Raw genomic sequence first — 16,379 nt, 5'->3', positions numbered from 1 at the left:
CGGCGCTACGCGGTCTGCTCCACGCGCGGGAACAGCGGCGCGAGGGTCGTGACCGTCGTGCCGGGTCTCAGCACGCCCCAGGAACCGGCCTCCCGGATGGGCTGCGCGGTGAGCGCCCCCAGCGACTCCTCCACACCCAGCGCGTCCCACAGCCTGCCGGTGGACTCCGGCATCACCGGGGACAGCAGCACAGCCAGGGCCCGCAGGCCCTCGGCGCAGGTGTAGAGCACGGTGCGCAGGCGGTCGCGCTGCGCCTCGTCTCCGCCGTCCGCCCGCTTGGCGAGGGTCCACGGCTCGTTCTCGGTGATGTAGTGGTTGAGCTCGTCCACGAGCGTCCAGATCGCGTGGATGGCCTCGTCGATGCGGAAGTGCTCGATCGCGGCATCCGCCGCGGCCACGGCATCCGTCAGCGTCTTCTGGATCTCCAGGTCGCGCTCGGCGTAGTCGGACGGCTCCGGCACGGCGCCGCCGAAGTACTTCTCGATCATCGCGATGGTGCGGGAGGCGAGGTTGCCGAACCCGTTGGCGAGCTCGGCCTGGTAGCGGGCCGACAGGTCCTCCCAGGAGAACGAACCGTCCTGGCCGAACGCGATCGCCGAGAGGAAGTAGAACCGGTAGGCGTCCGAGCCGAACACGTCGGTGATCTCGGTCGGGGCGATGCCGGTGAGCTTCGACTTCGACATCTTCTCGCCGCCCACCAGCAGCCAGCCGTGCGCGAACACGCCCTTGGGCACATCGAGCCCGGCCGCCATCAGCAGCGCCGGCCAGATCACGGCGTGGAAGCGCAGGATGTCCTTGCCGACCACGTGGTACGCCGGCCAGCGCCGGGCGAACTGCTCCTCGTCCGCACCGTAGCCGACCGCGGTGACGTAGTTGAGCAGGGCGTCGACCCACACGTAGATGACGTGCGACTCGTCCCACGGCAGCGGGATGCCCCAGTCGAACGTGGAGCGGGAGATCGACAGGTCCTTCAGCCCCTGGCTGACGAAGGAGACGACCTCATTGCGCGCCGAGTCGGGGCGCACGAAGTCCGGCTCGGTCCGGTACAGCTCCAGCAGCCGCCCCTGGAATTCGCTGAGCTTGAAGAAGTAGTTCTTCTCCTGCAGCAGTTCCAGCGGCTTCGAGTGGATGGCGCAGACCTTTAGCCCCTCGAAGGGGCCCGTGCCGTCGACGATCTCGGACTCGGGCTTGAACTCCTCGCAGCCCACGCAGTACAGCGCCTCGTACTCGCCCGCGTAGATGTAGCCGGCGTCGTACAGCTTCTGGAAGAAGACCTGCACGTTCTTCTCGTGCCGCTCCTGCGTGGTGCGGATGAAGTCGTCGTTGGCGACGTCGAGGGTCTCCAGCAGGGGGAACCAGCTCTCGCCGACGAGCTTGTCGACCCACTCCTGCGGGGTCACGTCATTGGCGGCGGCGGCGCGCAGCATCTTCTGGCCGTGCTCGTCGGTGCCGGTGAGCATCCAGGTGTCGTCGCCGGACTGGCGGTGCCAGCGCGCGAGCGTGTCCACGGCGACGGACGTGTAGCCGTGGCCGATGTGCGGCACGTCGCTGGGATAGTAGATCGGCGTGGTGATGTAGAACGATTCGCCTGCGGGCATGGCATCGATTCTAGGCGGGATGCGGATGCCGGTTTGCTCCATGACCTCGGGCACGGCGAGGGGGATGATGTGGGCTGGATGCCGTCATCGCGCGGCGAGCGCGGCCTGGTAGAGGTCGCGGGAGGAGCGGCCCGTCGCGGCGGCGACCTCGCCGCAGGCATCCTTCAGGCGTGTGCCGGACGCGACGAGCGCCAGCACCTGCGCCACGGCATCCGCCAGCGGCACCTCCACGGGCGCCGCGCCCGAGACGACCACGACGATCTCGCCCTTCACGCCCTGCGCGGCCCACTCGGCCAGTTCGGACGCCGTGCCGCGGCGCACCTGTTCGTACAGCTTCGTGAGCTCGCGGCACACGGCCATGCGGCGATCCGCGCCGAACGCCGCGCCCATGTCCGCCAGCGACGCGGCCAGACGCGAGGGCGACTCGAAGAACACCATGGTGCGCGGCTCCGCCGCGACGCTCTCCAGCACCCGCCGACGTTCGGCGGGCCTGCGCGGCAGGAAGCCCTCGAACGTGAACCGGTCCGTGGGGAGCCCGGAGATGGCGAGCGCCATGAGCACGGCGCTGGGTCCGGGGACCGCGGTGACCGCCACGCCGCGTTCGACGGCGGCCGCCACCAGCCCGTAACCGGGGTCGCTCACGGCGGGCATCCCGGCATCGCTGACGACGACGACGTCCTGCTCCGCCGCGAGCTCGGCGATCTCCGCCGCCTTGTCCTTCTCGTTGTGGTCGTGCAGGGCGATCAGCCGCGGACGGTTCGCGATCCCCAGCGCCCGCAGCAGGCTCTGCGTGGTGCGGGTGTCCTCGGCGACGACGATCTCGGCGTTCTCCAGCACCTCGACCAGGCGCCGCGAGGCGTCTGCGAGGTTGCCGATCGGAGTCGCCGCGAGGATGATCACCGCTCCAGCCTATGCGGGTACGCCGACCGGACATCCTAGGCTGATCGGGTGAGCTCGCCCGCCCCCCTGCTGCCGCCGACCGCTGAGCGGGCGACGCTGTGGGAGCGTCTGCGCGACCGCACGATGGGGGATCCCGCCCGTGCGCGACTGCGGGGGGTGCTCGCCCCCGTGCTGATCACCGTGCTCGCGGCGGTGCTGCGGCTGGTGCACCTCGCGCATCCGCACCAGATCATGTTCGACGAGACGTACTACGTGAAGGACGCCTGGTCGCTGTGGAATCTGGGCTATGAGGGGAAATGGGGCGAGGGCGCGGACGCGCAGCTGCCGGACGGCGACGTCTCCGCCATGCGGACGGCCGCGTCGTTCGTCGTGCATCCCCCGCTCGGCAAGTGGATCATCGCCCTCGGCATGGCCGTGTTCGGTCCCGGCTCCAGTTTCGGATGGCGGGTGACGACGGCGCTGCTGGGCTCGCTGACCGTGCTGCTCGTCTACCTCGTCGCCCTGCTGCTGACCCGTTCGCGCGCCGTCGCCGGCATCGCCGCCGGGCTGCTGGCCGTCGACGGCCTCGGCATCGTCCTCAGCCGCATCGCCCTGCTGGACGGCATCCTCACGTTCTTCATCATGCTCGGCACGCTGTTCGTGCTCCTGGATCGTCGCCGCACCCTGGCGGTGCCGGCCGCCCGCGCGGTCGCCGCTGTCGGCGGGGAGCACGACGCGGACGGCAGGACCCGCATGACGGGTCCCGTGCTGTGGGCGCGGCCGTGGCTGATCGCCGCGGGCGTCGCGTTCGGGGCGGCCTCCGCGGTGAAGTGGTCGGGCGTGTACGCGCTGGCGGTGTTCGGCCTGTACACGGTCGTCGTCGACGCGCTCGCGCGCCGCCGCGCGGGTGTCGTGCTGTGGCCGACGGATGCCGTGCTCCGCCAGGGCCCGGCATCCTTCCTGCTGCTGGTCGGCCCCGCCCTGGCGACGTACCTCGTCTCCTGGACGGGCTGGCTCGTCACCGCCGGGGGCTACGACCGGGATGCGGATGCCAACCCGCTGGTCGCGCTGTGGAAGTATCACGAGGCGATCCTGAGCTTCCACGTCGGGCTGGCCAGCCCGCATCCGTATGCGAGCCCGGCCTGGCAGTGGCCGCTGCTGCTGCGGCCCACGGCGATCTGGGTGGGAGAGGATCCCTCCGGATGCGGCGTCGACCACTGCATCGCCGTGGTCTCCTCCGTGCCGAACCCGCTGATCTGGTACGCAAGCGTCGCCGCTGCGGTGTACCTGCTGCTGCGGTTCGTGCGGGGGCTCATCGAGCGCGCCCCGGCGGGGCCCGCGATCACGTTCCCTCTCGCGGGGCTGATCGCCACCTACGTGCCATGGCTGCTGGTCGGCAGCCGGACGATCTTCCAGTTCTACACGATCTCGATGGCGCCGTTCCTCGTGATCGGGCTGGCCGTCGCGCTGCGCACGCTGGCCGGCTCCGCGGACGCCCCGCTGCATCGGCGGCAGGCGGGGCAGCGCACGGTCGTCGTGTACCTGTGCGTCGTGCTGCTGGTCTCGGCGTTCTACTACCCGGTGTGGACGGGGATGAGCGTGCCGTACGAGTTCTGGCTCATCCACAATTGGCTGCCGGGCTGGATCTGACAGCGGTCGCGGCGGCGTGCTCCGCGGCGTCGCCGAGAACAGGAGATTCACTGACGACAGGAGAGCCTGCGACGGGAGCGGGCAGGGAGGGGGTCAGCGGCTGAGGGCCAGCTCCCGGGGCTCGGCGACCGGCATCCTGCACACGAAATCACGGCAGTCGTAGACCACGCCGTCGGAGACGTCCCGACCTTCGAACAGCTCGAACCCGGCATCCGCGAACGCCCGCGCCTGCGCGGGTGTGACCACGGCGATCACGTCGGCGTCGGCCTCCCGCGCCCGGTCTGCCAGCGCGCCGTCGCGGGTGGAGATCACGGCGACGACCTGCCGCGGCGGCACAGCCAGCCCGGCCGCGACGCGCAGGATCGCACCGTAGGCGATCGGGTGCTGGAGCGCGCGCCCCGCGACGCCCGCGACGAGCCGGTCCGCCCGCACCCGATGCTCCTGGCCCGCCCCCAGCAGCCAGGCCGTCAGATGGGCGGATGCCAGCGCCGCCGGCCCCGACGGCAGATCACCGTCGCCGTCGTCGGCTCCGCGGACGATCCCCTGCGCCGCGAGCACGGGGTCCGGGTCCGCCTGGGCGCCCAGCACCTCCAGGCCCCGCATCGCCCAGGAGGCGTCGCCGGTCGCGAGCGCCAGTGAGAACAGACCGTCCGCCAGCAGGCCCAGGTCGGCTTCCGTGGCGACGGCTGTCGCAGCCCGGCCGTCCAGCGACGAGCGCACCAGCTCCCCCGCGGAGCGATTGACCGTGAGCACGCGCTCCGCGGCGGAGGCGGCCGCATCGATCCAGCCCGGCTCGTCCAGCACGGCACCGGCCCGTGCCAGCGCACCGATCGCGAGCCCGTTCCAGCCGGTGATCACCTTGCCGTCGACCGTCGGCGGCTCCAGCGCGGCACGCCCTGCGGCATCCCGCCGGTAGTACCCGCCCTCGCTGCGCTCGCCGCCGATCCACGACTCCGAGTCCTGCGCGGCCCCGAAGGCCCCACCGTCGCGTCGCAGGACGTTCAGCAGGAAGTCCGCGATGCCGCGCACGATGTCCTCCCGCTCGGCATCCAGCGCCACCTGCAGCAGCTGGGCGTTGTCGGTCAGCATGCGCTCGTAGTGGGGCACCGTCCAGTCCCGTCCGGTGGCATAGCGGAAGAAGCCGCCGTCGACCGCATCCCGCAGCTCGGATGCCGCCATCGCCTCCAGCGCGCGGTCCACGGCATCCGCCCCGCCCGCCGCCGGATGCTGCAGGAACCGCAGCGCGGTGGCCATCGGGAACTTCGGCGCGCCGCCGAACCCGCCGAACTCTCGATCCTCGCGCTCGATGATCGACGTCGCCGCGTCGCGCAGCGCCCGTGCATCGGGGACGCCGGACTCGGGCGCGTGCGCGGCGGCGCGCAGCGCCTCGACGACGGCCTCCGCCGAGGACACCACCTCGGCATGCCGATCGGTCCACGCCTCCCGCACCGCCGTGAGGACGTCGCGGAACGCCGGCGTGCCGCCCCGCGCTCGGGAGGGCCAATACGTGCCGGCGTAGAACGCGGCGCCCTGCGGCGTGGTGAACACCGTCAGCGGCCAGCCGAGGTTCTGCGTGAAGGCGGATGCCGAGGCCATGAACGCCGCATCGACGGCGGGATGCTCCTCGCGGTCGATCTTGACCGCCACGAACCCGTCGTTGATCTGTGCGGCCGTGGCCTCGTCGGAGAACGACTCGCGGGCCATGACATGACACCAGTGACACGTGGAGTACCCGATGGAGATCAGCAGCGGCACATCGCGCCGTCGCGCCTCGTCGAAGGCCTCCTGGCCCCAGGGATGCCAGTCCACCGGGTTGTCGGCGTGCGCGCGCAGATAGGGGCTGAGGGTGTCGGCGAGCCGGTTCGTCATGGCCCCCACGGTACGCCGCGCAGCCGCCCGCAGGGGCGGATCACCCGCGACCGGTGCGCGCGGGTCAGAAGGCTGCGAGCGCCCGCGGGTCCGCCACCGATGAGAAGCCGATCAGCGGGACGGCGCGCTCAGCCGCCAGGTTGATGCGGGACAGGATCGGTGCCGAGGAGATCTCGTAGCCGTCGAAGTCGGTGTTGCTGGCGTACACGCCCAGCGGCAGGGTCAGCGCCTGGAAGAAGGCGAACAGCGGTCGCAGCTGGTGCTCGATGATCAGCGCGTGCCGCTCCCCGCCGCCGGTGGCCGCCAGCAGCACGGGCTTGCCCACCAGCGCGTACTGCCCGATGAAGTCGAACAGGTGCTTGAACAGCCCTGTGAAGGACGCGCGGTAGACGGGGCTGCCGACGATGAGCAGGTCGGCCTCCTCGACGGCGCGCAGCTGCGCCTCCACATCCGCGGGCAGATCGTCGCGGCGCAGCGCGCCCGCCAGTCCCGGCCCGATGCGGGTGATCTCGATGACCCGCACGTCGACCTCGATCCGCGCGGCGACGGCGTCCGCGATGGCGCGCAGCAGAGCCGTGGTCTTGCTGGGCTCATGCAGGGATCCGGACACGACGACGACGCTATAGGGGGCTGGCATGCCTCCGACGGTACTGAGCAGGACGCCCCGCGTCACGGCGGGTGACACGGGGCGTCATGCAGCGGAATCGGATGAAACCTGTGATCCGACGGATGCGGTCAGTTCACATCGTTCGGATGCGAGCCCACACGGCCGGACCCGTCCAGCGGGTCGAGGGCGTCGATGGCGGCCATCTGCGCGTCGTCGAGCTCGAAGCCGAACACGTCGAGGTTCTCGCGCATCCGCTCGGCATGCACGGACTTCGGGAAGACGATGAAGCCCTTCTGAAGGTGCCAGCGCAGCACGACCTGCGCGGGGGTGCGGCCGGTGGCCTCCGCGGCGGCGGCCACCGGGCCCGTGCCGAACAGGTCGTACTTGCCCTGTCCGAGCGGACCCCAGGATTCGATGCGCACGCCGTGGGCGGCCGCCCATTCGGTGATCTCGCGCTGCTGGTGGGCGGGATGCAGCTCGATCTGGTTCACGGCGGGGACGACGCCGGTCTCGGCGACGATGCGCTCGAGGTGCGGCACGAGGTGGTTGGAGACGCCGATGGAGCGGACCAGGCCGCGCTCACGGATGCCGATCATCTTCTCCCACGCGTGCACGTAGTCGTCCTTCGCCGGGGTCGGCCAGTGCACGAGGTACAGGTCGACGTGCTCCAGCCCGAGCCGCTCCAGACTCTCCGCGATGGCCTTGTCGGGCTCGTCGCCGTGGTGGCGGTCGTTCCACAGCTTCGTCGTGATGAAGAGCTCCTCGCGCGGGATGCCGCTGCGGGCGATCGCCGCACCCACCCCCTCCTCGTTGCGGTAGATCGCGGCGGTGTCGATGTGCCGGTACCCGGCCTCCAGCGCCTCGCTGACCGCGCGCTCCGCCTCAGCCGGCGGCACGAGGAAGACACCGTAGCCGAGCTGGGGGATGTGGTTTCCATCGTTGAACTCGAGAGTGGGGATCGTCATCCTCTCAGCGTATTCGTCCCGGCGGCCGGATGTCGCCGAGCAGCGCGCGCAGCTGCGTCGTGTAGTCCTCGAAGGCGCGCCGACCCGCTGTCGTCAAGGACAGGTAGGTGACGGGCTTGACGCCGAGAAAGGCCTTCTCGGAGAGCACGTAACCGGCATCCTCCAGCCTGCGCAGGTGGGTGGAGAGGTTGCCGGAGGTCATCTCCAACAACTCCTGCAGCCGCGGGAAGGCGATGCTCTCGCCGTCCGCGAGCGTCGCGAGAGCGGCCGTGATCCGCAGCCGGGACGTGGCGTGGATGACGGGGTCGAGTTCGTTCATGCCGCGGGCCCCGCGGACACGCGACGTCGGGCGCGCCTGCCCCACGCCCAGGTCCACACGCCGAGGGCCAGCAGCATCCCTCCGCCGCCGAGCGCGTGGACGAGGTACTGCCCGCCGGTCCCGGCGAAGGCAGCCGCGGCGCTGAGCAGCACCGCCCAGCCTCCGAGGACGAGCATCGGCACCGCGCGCCAGATGATCGCGGCCATGGCGAACATGACCCCGGCGAAGAACATGTACATCGCCGGATACAGCAGATCCAGCAGCTCACGGTCCATGCCGGCGACGGTGAGCGCCTGCCCGATCGCGAAGATCGCCAGGGCGCCCACCCACCAGGCCTGGCCGTAGACGACGCCGCTGAACGTCTTGTCCTTCGGGGCCCCGCGCACACCGCGGGCCGAGCGCAGGGCGAGGACCGCGGACAGCGCGCCGGCGGTCAGGAACAGCCCGATCACGATCGGCGCGGCCACTGAGACGGGCAGGACGGGGTCGTCCGCGTACGCCAGCCACAGCGCGCCGAAGCCCAGCAGCCAGGCCAGACCCCACACCAGCAGCACATAGGGGACGAAGGCGCCGACGCGGCCTGCGATGCTGCGCTGCTGATCGTCCACGAGCGCGAGCATGTCGCGCGGGTCCAGTGCTGGGTCGTCCTGATCGAACGCGTCATCGTGGTCGTTCAGGTCGTCGCGATCGCGCATGTCGTCTCCGTCCTCGGTGCGGTCGTGGCCTGCGGGGATCACGGAAGCAGCTCCGCGGGCAGGAAGGGCATCGCCAGCGCCGGCAGCGAGAAGAACAGGTTCACGAAGCCGTGCGCGAACAGGATCGGCATGAGCCGGCGCTGCCGGAGGTAGATGATCCCCGATCCCAGCCCCCAGACGAAGAAGGCGGCGAGGAACGCGAGGACGGCATCGGGCGTGGGGGCGTACCAGACGTGCTGCAGCGCGAAGACGGCCGCCGGCACGACGATCGCGAGCGCGATGGGCCATCGGCGGGCCAGCACGCGCTGCGACCAGCCGCGGTACACCAGTTCCTCGGCGGGGGCGTTCAGCGGGGCGAAGGTCAGCGCGGCGACGACCCCGATCACGCCCCAGGCGATCGGGTTCAGCGTCGGCATCGCCGCCGGGTCGAAGAACACGGTCTCCATCGCGTCGAACATCCGATCTCCGTGCTGCAGCCACACCACGAGCATGATCGCTCCGGTGAACGGCAGGTACAGCACGGCGAGCCACAGCAGACCCCACAGCAGGTCCCGGCCGATTCGACGGCGCTCGAAGCCGAGCACCTCGCGGACCCGCTCCCCCTCGCTGCGGACCAGCCGCACGACGAGCACGAGGCTCACGACGTTGACCGGCAGCATCGCCACGGCCGACAGCATCGACGGCGGCGGGAACACGACGCCGGGGTCGACGAGCACGACCAGCAGCCAGGTGAGGGCGGATGCCGCGGCGACCAGGCCCACCCGCAGCAGCGGGAGCCCCCAGGCCAAACGGGTCCGGGTGGTCTGTTCGATGGTCATCATGGTTAACTTTGTAATGCAAAGTCCTTTGTAAGTCAATGAGACCGCCTGCGCGCCGCAGGCGTCGCACGCGGTCTGCGCTCCGGCGCACGTTCTAGACTGGAGGGCTATGTCATCGCCCGTGATCTCCTACCCTCCCGAGCTGCCCGTCAGCGCGGCGCGGGATGAGATCGCCGACGCCATCCGCGATCACCAGGTCGTCATCGTCGCCGGCGCCACGGGGTCGGGCAAGACCACCCAGCTGCCCAAGATCTGCCTGGAGCTGGGTCGCGAGCGCATCGCGCACACGCAGCCGAGGCGCTTGGCCGCGCGCACGATCGCCGAGCGCGTCGCCGAGGAGCTGGGGGCGGAGCTCGGCGGCCTCGTCGGCTACAAGGTGCGCTTCACCGACCAGGTGTCGGATGCCACCCGCATCGCCCTCATGACCGATGGCATCCTACTCAACGAGATCCACCACGACCGGCAGCTGGCGCGCTACGACACGATCATCATCGACGAGGCCCACGAGCGCTCGCTGAACGTCGACTTCCTGCTGGGCTACCTGCGCCGCATCCTCCCCGAGCGCCCCGACCTGAAGGTGATCATCACCTCGGCGACCATCGACCCCGCCAGCTTCGCGAAGCACTTCGCCTCGGCGGACGGCGAGCCCGCGCCGATCATCGAGGTGTCCGGTCGCACCTATCCCGTGGAGATCCGATACCGACCCCCGATGGACGATGCCGATGCCGACACCGCCGCCGGACCCGATGACGAGGTCACCGCCATCGTCGCGGCGCTGCGGGAGCTGGACCGCGAGGCTCCCGGCGACGTGCTGGTCTTCCTGCCCGGCGAGGCCGAGATCCGGGATGCGGCCGAGGCCGTCCGCGCCGCCTACCGCTCTCGGACCTCGCCCGTCGAGGTCCTGCCGCTGTACGGGCGACTGTCGGCCGCCGAGCAGCACCGGGTGTTCGAGCGTTCGAAGGTCGCAGGGCTGCGCCGTCGCGTGGTGCTGGCCACCAACGTCGCCGAGACGAGCCTGACCGTGCCCGGCATCAAGTACGTGATCGACACGGGCACCGCGCGCATCTCGCGGTACAGCGCCCGCTCCAAGGTGCAGCGCCTGCCCATCGAGGCCGTCTCGCAGGCCTCCGCGAATCAGCGCTCGGGCCGTGCCGGACGCACGAGCGACGGCATCGCCATCCGGCTGTACGGCGAGGACGACTACGAGCGGCGGCCGGAGTTCACCGAGCCCGAGATCCTGCGCACGTCGCTGGCATCCGTCGTGCTGCAGATGCTCTCCCTCGGCTTCGGCGACATCTCCGAGTACCCCTTCCTCACCCCGCCGGATTCGCGCGGCGTGCGCGCCGCCCTCGACCTGCTCACCGAGATCGGTGCGGTCGAGACCGCCCGCGGAGCGCAGCCACGGCTCACGCGCATCGGCCGCGAGATCTCACGGATGCCGATGGATCCGCGGTTCGCCCGGATGCTCGTCGAGGCCGCCCGGACGAACACCGGATCGGGTGTCCTGCGCGACGTGCTCGCGATCGTCGCGGGCCTGTCCATCCAGGACGTGCGCGAGCGCCCGTCGGCCGATGCGCCGCCGTCGGTGCGCGATGAGGCCGACCGCATGCACGCGCGCTTCATCGACCCGACCAGCGACTTCCTCACACTGCTGAACCTGTGGCGGCACCTGCGCGAGAAGCAGAAGGAGCTGGGCTCCAGCGCGTTCCGGCGGCTGTGCCGCAGCGAGCACCTGAACTACGTGCGCGTGCGCGAGTGGTTCGACGTGCACCGCCAGCTCAAGCGGCTGGTGCACGTGCCCCGGCGCGCGGCGGATGCCGGTGACGCGACCGGCTCGGAGACCGACCCGGATGCCGTCCACCGCGCCATCCTGGCCGGACTCCTCTCCCAGATCGGCGTGCTCGACGAGCGCACCGCGGCAACCGGGGCGAGCCGGGGCACGCCGAAGAAGGGCGAGAAGCGCCGCATCGCCGAGTACCGCGGCGCCCGCGGCATCCGCTTCTCGATCTTCCCTGGGTCCGGGCTGCGCAGGAAGGCGCCGCAGGCGGTCATGGCCGCCGAGATCGTCGAGACCTCGCGCACCTACGCGCGCACGGTGGCGGCCATCGACCCGGCCTGGGCGGAGGCGCTGGCGGGCGACCTCGCCAAACGACAGGTCGCCGAGCCGCACTGGTCGAAGGACGCCGGCGCCGCAGTCGCCTACGAGAAGGTGACGCTGTTCGGCGTCGAGATCATCCCCCGCCGCCGCGTGCAGTTCGCCCGCATCGACCGGGCGGGCGCGCGTGAACTGTTCGTGCGGCACGCGCTGGTCGAGGGCGAGTGGGATCCGTCGCGCATCGACAAGAGGGTCGGCGCCTTCTGGCGCGCCAACGCCGAGCTGCGGCGCCGCCTGGAGAAGCTCGAGGAGCGCGAGCGCCGCCGCGACATCCTCGCCGGCGACGAGACGGTCTTCGCGTTCTACGACGAGCGCATCCCGCACGAGGTGTTCGACGTGCGATCGTTCGAGAAGTGGTGGCGCGATGCGCTGCAGCAGACGCCGAAGCTGCTGGTCATGCGCGAGAGCGACCTCGTCGCCGATGAGGACCGCGCCGACCAGTCGGAGTTCCCCACCCGCTGGACGCAGGGCGACCAGGTGCTGGGCCTCGCCTACCGCTTCGAACCGGGGGCCGAGGACGACGGGGTGAGCGCGGTCCTCCCGCTGGCGCTGCTGCAGCAGATCCGCGACACCGGCTTCGACTGGCAGGTCCCCGGGCTGCGCGATGAACTCATCACGGCCCTGCTGCGCGCTCTCCCCAAGGCCATCCGCCGGCACGTCGTCCCCGCAGCGGACTGGGCCGCGAAGCTCGGGGAGCAGCTCGCCGAGGACGGCCCGGAGAAGCATGCCGGCGTCCCGGAGCACACCCTGAAGGAGTCCTTGGCCCGCCTCATCCAGCCGCTGGCCAATCAGCCGGTCTCCGCCGCCGACTTCGACGACGCACGAGTCCCCGGCCATCTGCTGATGAACTTCCGCGCCGTCGACGAGCGCGGGCGCGTGGTCGGCTCGGACCGGGATCTCGCAGCGCTCCAGCAGCGCCTGTCGGACCGTTCGCGGCGAAGTGTGGCGCGAACGATCACGCGCCCGAACACCCCCACCGCACGGGCCCGCCGGCCGGACGCCGCAGCCGTCGCCGCCGCATCCTCTCGCGGCCCGATCGAGCGCGACGGTCTGACCGAGTGGAGCTTCGGTGATCTTCCCGACGTGCTCGACACGAAGGTCGCCGGCGGCGTGGTGCGCGGCTACCCGGCGATCGTCGACCGTGGGGCGACGGTATCGATCCGGCTGGAGGCGACGGCGGATGCCGCGGCGTCCGCCACCCGTGACGGGGTGCTGCGCCTCGTACTGCTGAACGTGCCCTCCCCGGCCTCGTATGTGCAGAACCACCTCACCGCGGCGGAGAAGCTGGCATTGGCGGCCTCGCCGTACCAGAATGTCGCGACGCTGATCGAGGACGCCCGCATGGCCGTGGCACGGCGTCTGATCGAGGCCGAGGCGCCCGGCGGAGCGATCCGCGGCGAGGCCGAGTTCCGCCGCGTGCGGGACGCCGTCAACGCCGCTCTCGTGGATGCGCTGTTCTCCTGCGTCTCGCTCATCGCCGTCATCCTCACGAAGGGCCGCGCCGTGGAGCGCGGCATCAGGTCGCAGAGCTCGCTCGCTCTGCTGGGCCCGCTGAACGACATCCGCTCCCAGCTGTCCGCCCTCATCCGCCCCGGTTTCATCTCCGCGACGGGGGCGGAGCGTCTGGCGCATCTGCCCCGATACCTGGACGGCATGCTGGAGAGGCTGAAGACGCTCGCGAACGACCCCGGCAGGGACCGCACGAGGATGACCGAGTTCGAACGGATGGCGAAGGCGTTCGCCGACGCGGGCGGCACGGTCCCGCTGGACGCCGGTGCCACCGCGCCCCTCGTCGAGGCGCGATGGATGCTCGAGGAGTACCGCATCAGCCTGTTCGCACAGCGCCTGGGCACCGCGCAGCCGGTGTCGCCGCAGCGGATCATGAAGGTGCTCGCCGCGCAGTGAACGGTTAGCCTGAGTCCATGGCTCGCGCGATCGTCCACTCAGAACTCGGCGCCCCTGACGTCCTCCGCCTGGTGGAGGTCCCCGACCCGGTCGCAGGACCCGGGGAGGTGGTCGTCCGGATCGAGGCCGCCGGGGTCAACCCCATCGATGTGAAGCAGCGCGCCGGCATCCGTCCGCTGCCTCCGATCACCGAGCCCCGCCGGGTCGGCTTCGACGGCGCGGGGACGATCACCGCCGTCGGAGAGGGTGTAAGCGGGTTCGCGGTCGGCGAGCGCGTCGCCATCGGCGACACCCGGGGCACGTACGCGACGGCGCTGGCCGCCCGGGTCGAGGACGTCACCCGGCTGCTGGATGGCGTGACCGCCGCGGAGGGCGCCGCCCTGAGCATCCCCGTCGGCACGGCGTACCAGTCGCTGCGCTCACTGGGCGTCCGCAGCGGGGACACGCTGCTCGTGCACGCCGGTTCCGGAGCGGTCGGGCAGGCCGCCGTGCAGTTCGCGGTGCTGTGGGGCGCCACGGTCATCGCGACGACCGGCCCCGCGCGACACGAGCGTCTGCGCGCACTGGGCGCCGTGCCCGTCGCGTACGGCGACGGACTGGCCGACCGCGTGCGCGCGGCGGCGCCGAACGGCGTCACGGTCGCGCTGGACTGCGCGGGCACCGACGAGGCCATCCGCACCTCCCTCGAGCTGGTCCCCGACCGCGCGCGCATCGCGACGATCGTCCGCGGCCCGGATGCCGCTGACTTCGGCATCCAGGCGTACTCCGGAGGCAGCCCGACCCCGCTCTCCCCACAGCAGCTGGCCTGGCGTCGCGAGGCGGTGGGCGTGGCGATCAACCTCATCGCCGCCGGGGACTTCCAGATCGAGCTCGGCCCCCGGCTGCCGCTGTCCGAGGCGGCACGCGCGCACGAGCTCATCGAGCAGCGCGCCTCCTCCGGCAAGATCATCCTGGTCCCCTGACACCCTGCCCCTCTCCTGCCGTCCACGCCGATACGCTGGAAGCATGACCGGTCTTCGTTGGGGAATCCTCGCCACCGGCGGCATCGCCGCCTCCTTCGCATCCGACCTGCGCACTGCGGGCCTGGACCTGGTGGCGGTGGGCTCGCGCAGTCAGGAATCGGCCGCCGCGTTCGCCGCCCGGTTCGACATCTCCAGGGTCCACTCCTCGTATGAGGCGCTGGTCTCCGACCCTGACATCGACATCGTCTACGTCGCCACACCCCACCCGATGCACCACGCGAACGCGCGCCTGGCTCTGGAGCACGGCAAGCACGTCCTCGTCGAGAAGGCGTTCACGATCAACCGCGCCCAGGCGGAGGATCTGCAGCACCTCGCCGCGGAGAGGGGCCTGCTCGCCATGGAGGCGATGTGGACGAGGTATCTGCCGCACATGGTGCGGCTGCGCGAGATCATCGCCGCCGGCACGCTCGGGGAGATCCGCGCGGTGACCGCCGATCACACCCAGCGGATCTCCGCCGACCCCGCGCACCGGCTCAACGCCATCGAGCTCGGCGGCGGCGCACTGCTGGACCTCGGGGTCTACCCGATCTCGTTCATGTGGGACGTGCTGGGCGAGCCGACCACGATCACGGCGACCGCCCGCCTCATCGAGACAGGAGCGGATGCCGAGGTCGCGACGATCATGACCCACTCCGGCGGCGCGATCTCCACGAGTCTGTCCTCCTCGCGCGTGGCAGGCCCCAACACGGCGGCCGTGATCGGCACGGAGGCGAGGATCGAGCTCGACCGGGTCTGGTACACGCCGACGTCCTTCCGCGTCATCGCCTCGGACGGCACGGTCCTGGAGGAGTACCGGTCGCAGGTCGAGGGCCGCGGCATGCAGTACCAGGCCCTCGCCGCCGAAGCCGCCGTCACCCGGGGCGACCCGGCAGGAGGCGGGCTGGCACTGCCGATCGCCGAGTCCGTCGCCATCATGGGAACGCTCGATGAGATCCGCCGTCAGGTCGGCGTCGTCTACCCGGAGGAGCGTTGAACATGGCCGACAGCACCGGACGCGTCGCGGTCTACCTCGACTTCGACAACGTCGTCCTGTCCTGGTACGACCGTGTGCACGGTCGTAACGCCTACGGCAAGGACCGTCAGCGGATCGCGGAGGACCCGCATGACAAGGAGGTCGCCGAGCGGTTGAAGCAGGCGATGATCGAAGTCGGCGCGATCATCGACTACGCCTCCTCGTACGGCACCCTCGTGCTCACGCGTGCCTATGCCGACTGGTCCTCGCCGGTCAACGCCGAGTACCGCTCGCAGCTCGTGGCGCGCGCCGTCGATCTCGTGCAGCTGTTCCCCGCTGCGGCGTACGCGAAGAACGGCGCCGACATCCGATTGGCCGTGGACGCCGTCGAGGACATGTTCCGCCTGCCCGACCTCACACATGTCGTCGTCGTGGCCGGGGACAGCGACTACGTGCCGCTCGCACAGCGCTGCAAGCGGCTGGGACGCTACGTCATCGGCGTCGGTGTGGCCGGGTCCACCGCGAAGTCGCTGGCCGCCGCATGCGACGAGTTCGCCAGCTACGACTCGCTGCCGGGTGTGCAGCGTCCGCAGAAGGAGGCCGTCGGCGCGGAGAAGGACGGCAAGAGCCGGGCCTCCCAGAAGCCCGCCGCCACGCGCAAGGCCAAGGCCGCGGCCAAGGCCGACGAGCAGGGCGAGGCCACGCTCCTGCTGGAGCGGGCGCTGCAGCTCGGGCACGACAAGTCGGATGCCGATGAGTGGCTGCACGCCTCGGCGGTGAAGACGCAGATGCGCCGCATGGACCCGTCTTTCAGCGAGAAAGCGCTCGGATTCCGGTCCTTCAACGACTTCCTGCGCTCCCGGGAGGACATCGCCGAGCTCTCGGAGAGCGGCCACGAGCGGCTCGTCCGTCTGCGTGAGCGCTGACCCCGTCGGCCTGACGCTA

General features: G+C 71.1%; 13 protein-coding genes. 5 read left to right on the top strand and 8 right to left on the bottom strand.

Annotation, left to right across the window (positions count from 1 at the left end; translation table 11 throughout):
- Window positions 1-5 precede the first annotated feature (5 nt).
- Both metG and rsmI read right to left on the bottom strand, forming a co-directional pair.
- Window positions 6-1,598, bottom strand: a complete 1,593-nt coding sequence (gene metG / locus ABD770_RS10480) for a methionine--tRNA ligase (RefSeq protein ID WP_344819500.1) — start codon at window positions 1,596-1,598, stop codon at window positions 6-8.
- Window positions 1,599-1,682: 84 nt separating this feature from the next.
- Window positions 1,683-2,498 (bottom strand): 16S rRNA (cytidine(1402)-2'-O)-methyltransferase, encoded by an 816-nt coding sequence (rsmI, locus tag ABD770_RS10475; RefSeq protein WP_344819499.1) that lies wholly within the window; start codon window positions 2,496-2,498, stop codon window positions 1,683-1,685.
- Between the two features lie 48 nt (window positions 2,499-2,546).
- Between rsmI and ABD770_RS10470 the strand changes: the two genes are divergently transcribed.
- Window positions 2,547-4,127, top strand: coding sequence for a dolichyl-phosphate-mannose--protein mannosyltransferase (locus tag ABD770_RS10470; protein WP_344819498.1), 1,581 nt, complete (start codon window positions 2,547-2,549; stop codon window positions 4,125-4,127).
- Between the two features lie 93 nt (window positions 4,128-4,220).
- On the opposite strand, the gene ABD770_RS10465 is transcribed toward ABD770_RS10470, so the two are convergent.
- From ABD770_RS10465 to ABD770_RS10440, 6 genes are all read right to left on the bottom strand, one after another.
- Window positions 4,221-5,996 carry a thioredoxin domain-containing protein gene (locus tag ABD770_RS10465; RefSeq protein ID WP_344819497.1) on the bottom strand — a complete coding sequence of 592 codons (1,776 nt, stop codon included), beginning with the start codon at window positions 5,994-5,996 and terminating at the stop codon, window positions 4,221-4,223.
- A 64-nt stretch (window positions 5,997-6,060) separates the two neighbouring features.
- Window positions 6,061-6,633, bottom strand: a complete 573-nt coding sequence (gene msuE / locus ABD770_RS10460; protein ID WP_344819496.1) for an FMN reductase — start codon at window positions 6,631-6,633, stop codon at window positions 6,061-6,063.
- 98 nt (window positions 6,634-6,731) lie between these two features.
- A complete protein-coding gene (locus ABD770_RS10455; protein ID WP_344819495.1) occupies window positions 6,732-7,568 on the bottom strand; it encodes an aldo/keto reductase in 837 nt (278 codons plus the stop codon).
- Between the two features lie 4 nt (window positions 7,569-7,572).
- Window positions 7,573-7,887, bottom strand: coding sequence for a transcriptional regulator (locus ABD770_RS10450; RefSeq protein WP_344819494.1), 315 nt, complete (start codon window positions 7,885-7,887; stop codon window positions 7,573-7,575).
- Window positions 7,884-8,624, bottom strand: a complete 741-nt coding sequence (locus ABD770_RS10445; RefSeq protein ID WP_344819493.1) for a hypothetical protein — start codon at window positions 8,622-8,624, stop codon at window positions 7,884-7,886. Before ABD770_RS10445 ends, ABD770_RS10450 begins: the two co-directional genes overlap by 4 nt.
- Complete coding sequence (locus ABD770_RS10440; protein WP_344819492.1) at window positions 8,621-9,403, bottom strand: CPBP family intramembrane glutamic endopeptidase; 783 nt, start codon at window positions 9,401-9,403, stop codon at window positions 8,621-8,623. The genes ABD770_RS10445 and ABD770_RS10440 overlap by 4 nt, the downstream gene beginning before the upstream one ends.
- 106 nt (window positions 9,404-9,509) lie before the next feature.
- On the opposite strand from ABD770_RS10440, the gene hrpA reads away from it, so the two are divergent.
- Genes hrpA through ABD770_RS10420 form a run of 4 tightly spaced genes read left to right on the top strand, consistent with a single transcriptional unit; the run spans window position 9,510 to window position 16,360 of the window.
- Entirely contained in the window at window positions 9,510-13,460 is a 3,951-nt protein-coding gene (gene hrpA / locus ABD770_RS10435; protein ID WP_425562749.1) for an ATP-dependent RNA helicase HrpA, read from the top strand.
- A gap of 17 nt (window positions 13,461-13,477) precedes the next feature.
- Entirely contained in the window at window positions 13,478-14,422 is a 945-nt protein-coding gene (locus ABD770_RS10430) for a quinone oxidoreductase family protein (protein ID WP_344819491.1), read from the top strand.
- A gap of 43 nt (window positions 14,423-14,465) precedes the next feature.
- Entirely contained in the window at window positions 14,466-15,455 is a 990-nt protein-coding gene (locus tag ABD770_RS10425; protein ID WP_344819490.1) for a Gfo/Idh/MocA family protein, read from the top strand.
- A 2-nt stretch (window positions 15,456-15,457) separates the two neighbouring features.
- Window positions 15,458-16,360, top strand: a complete 903-nt coding sequence (locus ABD770_RS10420; protein WP_344819489.1) for an NYN domain-containing protein — start codon at window positions 15,458-15,460, stop codon at window positions 16,358-16,360.
- Window positions 16,361-16,379: the final 19 nt, after the last annotated feature.

Origin of the sequence: Microbacterium soli, assembly GCF_039539005.1 — a bacterium.
Lineage (GTDB): Bacteria > Actinomycetota > Actinomycetes > Actinomycetales > Microbacteriaceae > Microbacterium > Microbacterium soli.
Note: the sequence above shows the minus strand (reverse complement) of the source record. Positions and strands in the feature narration are given on the sequence as shown.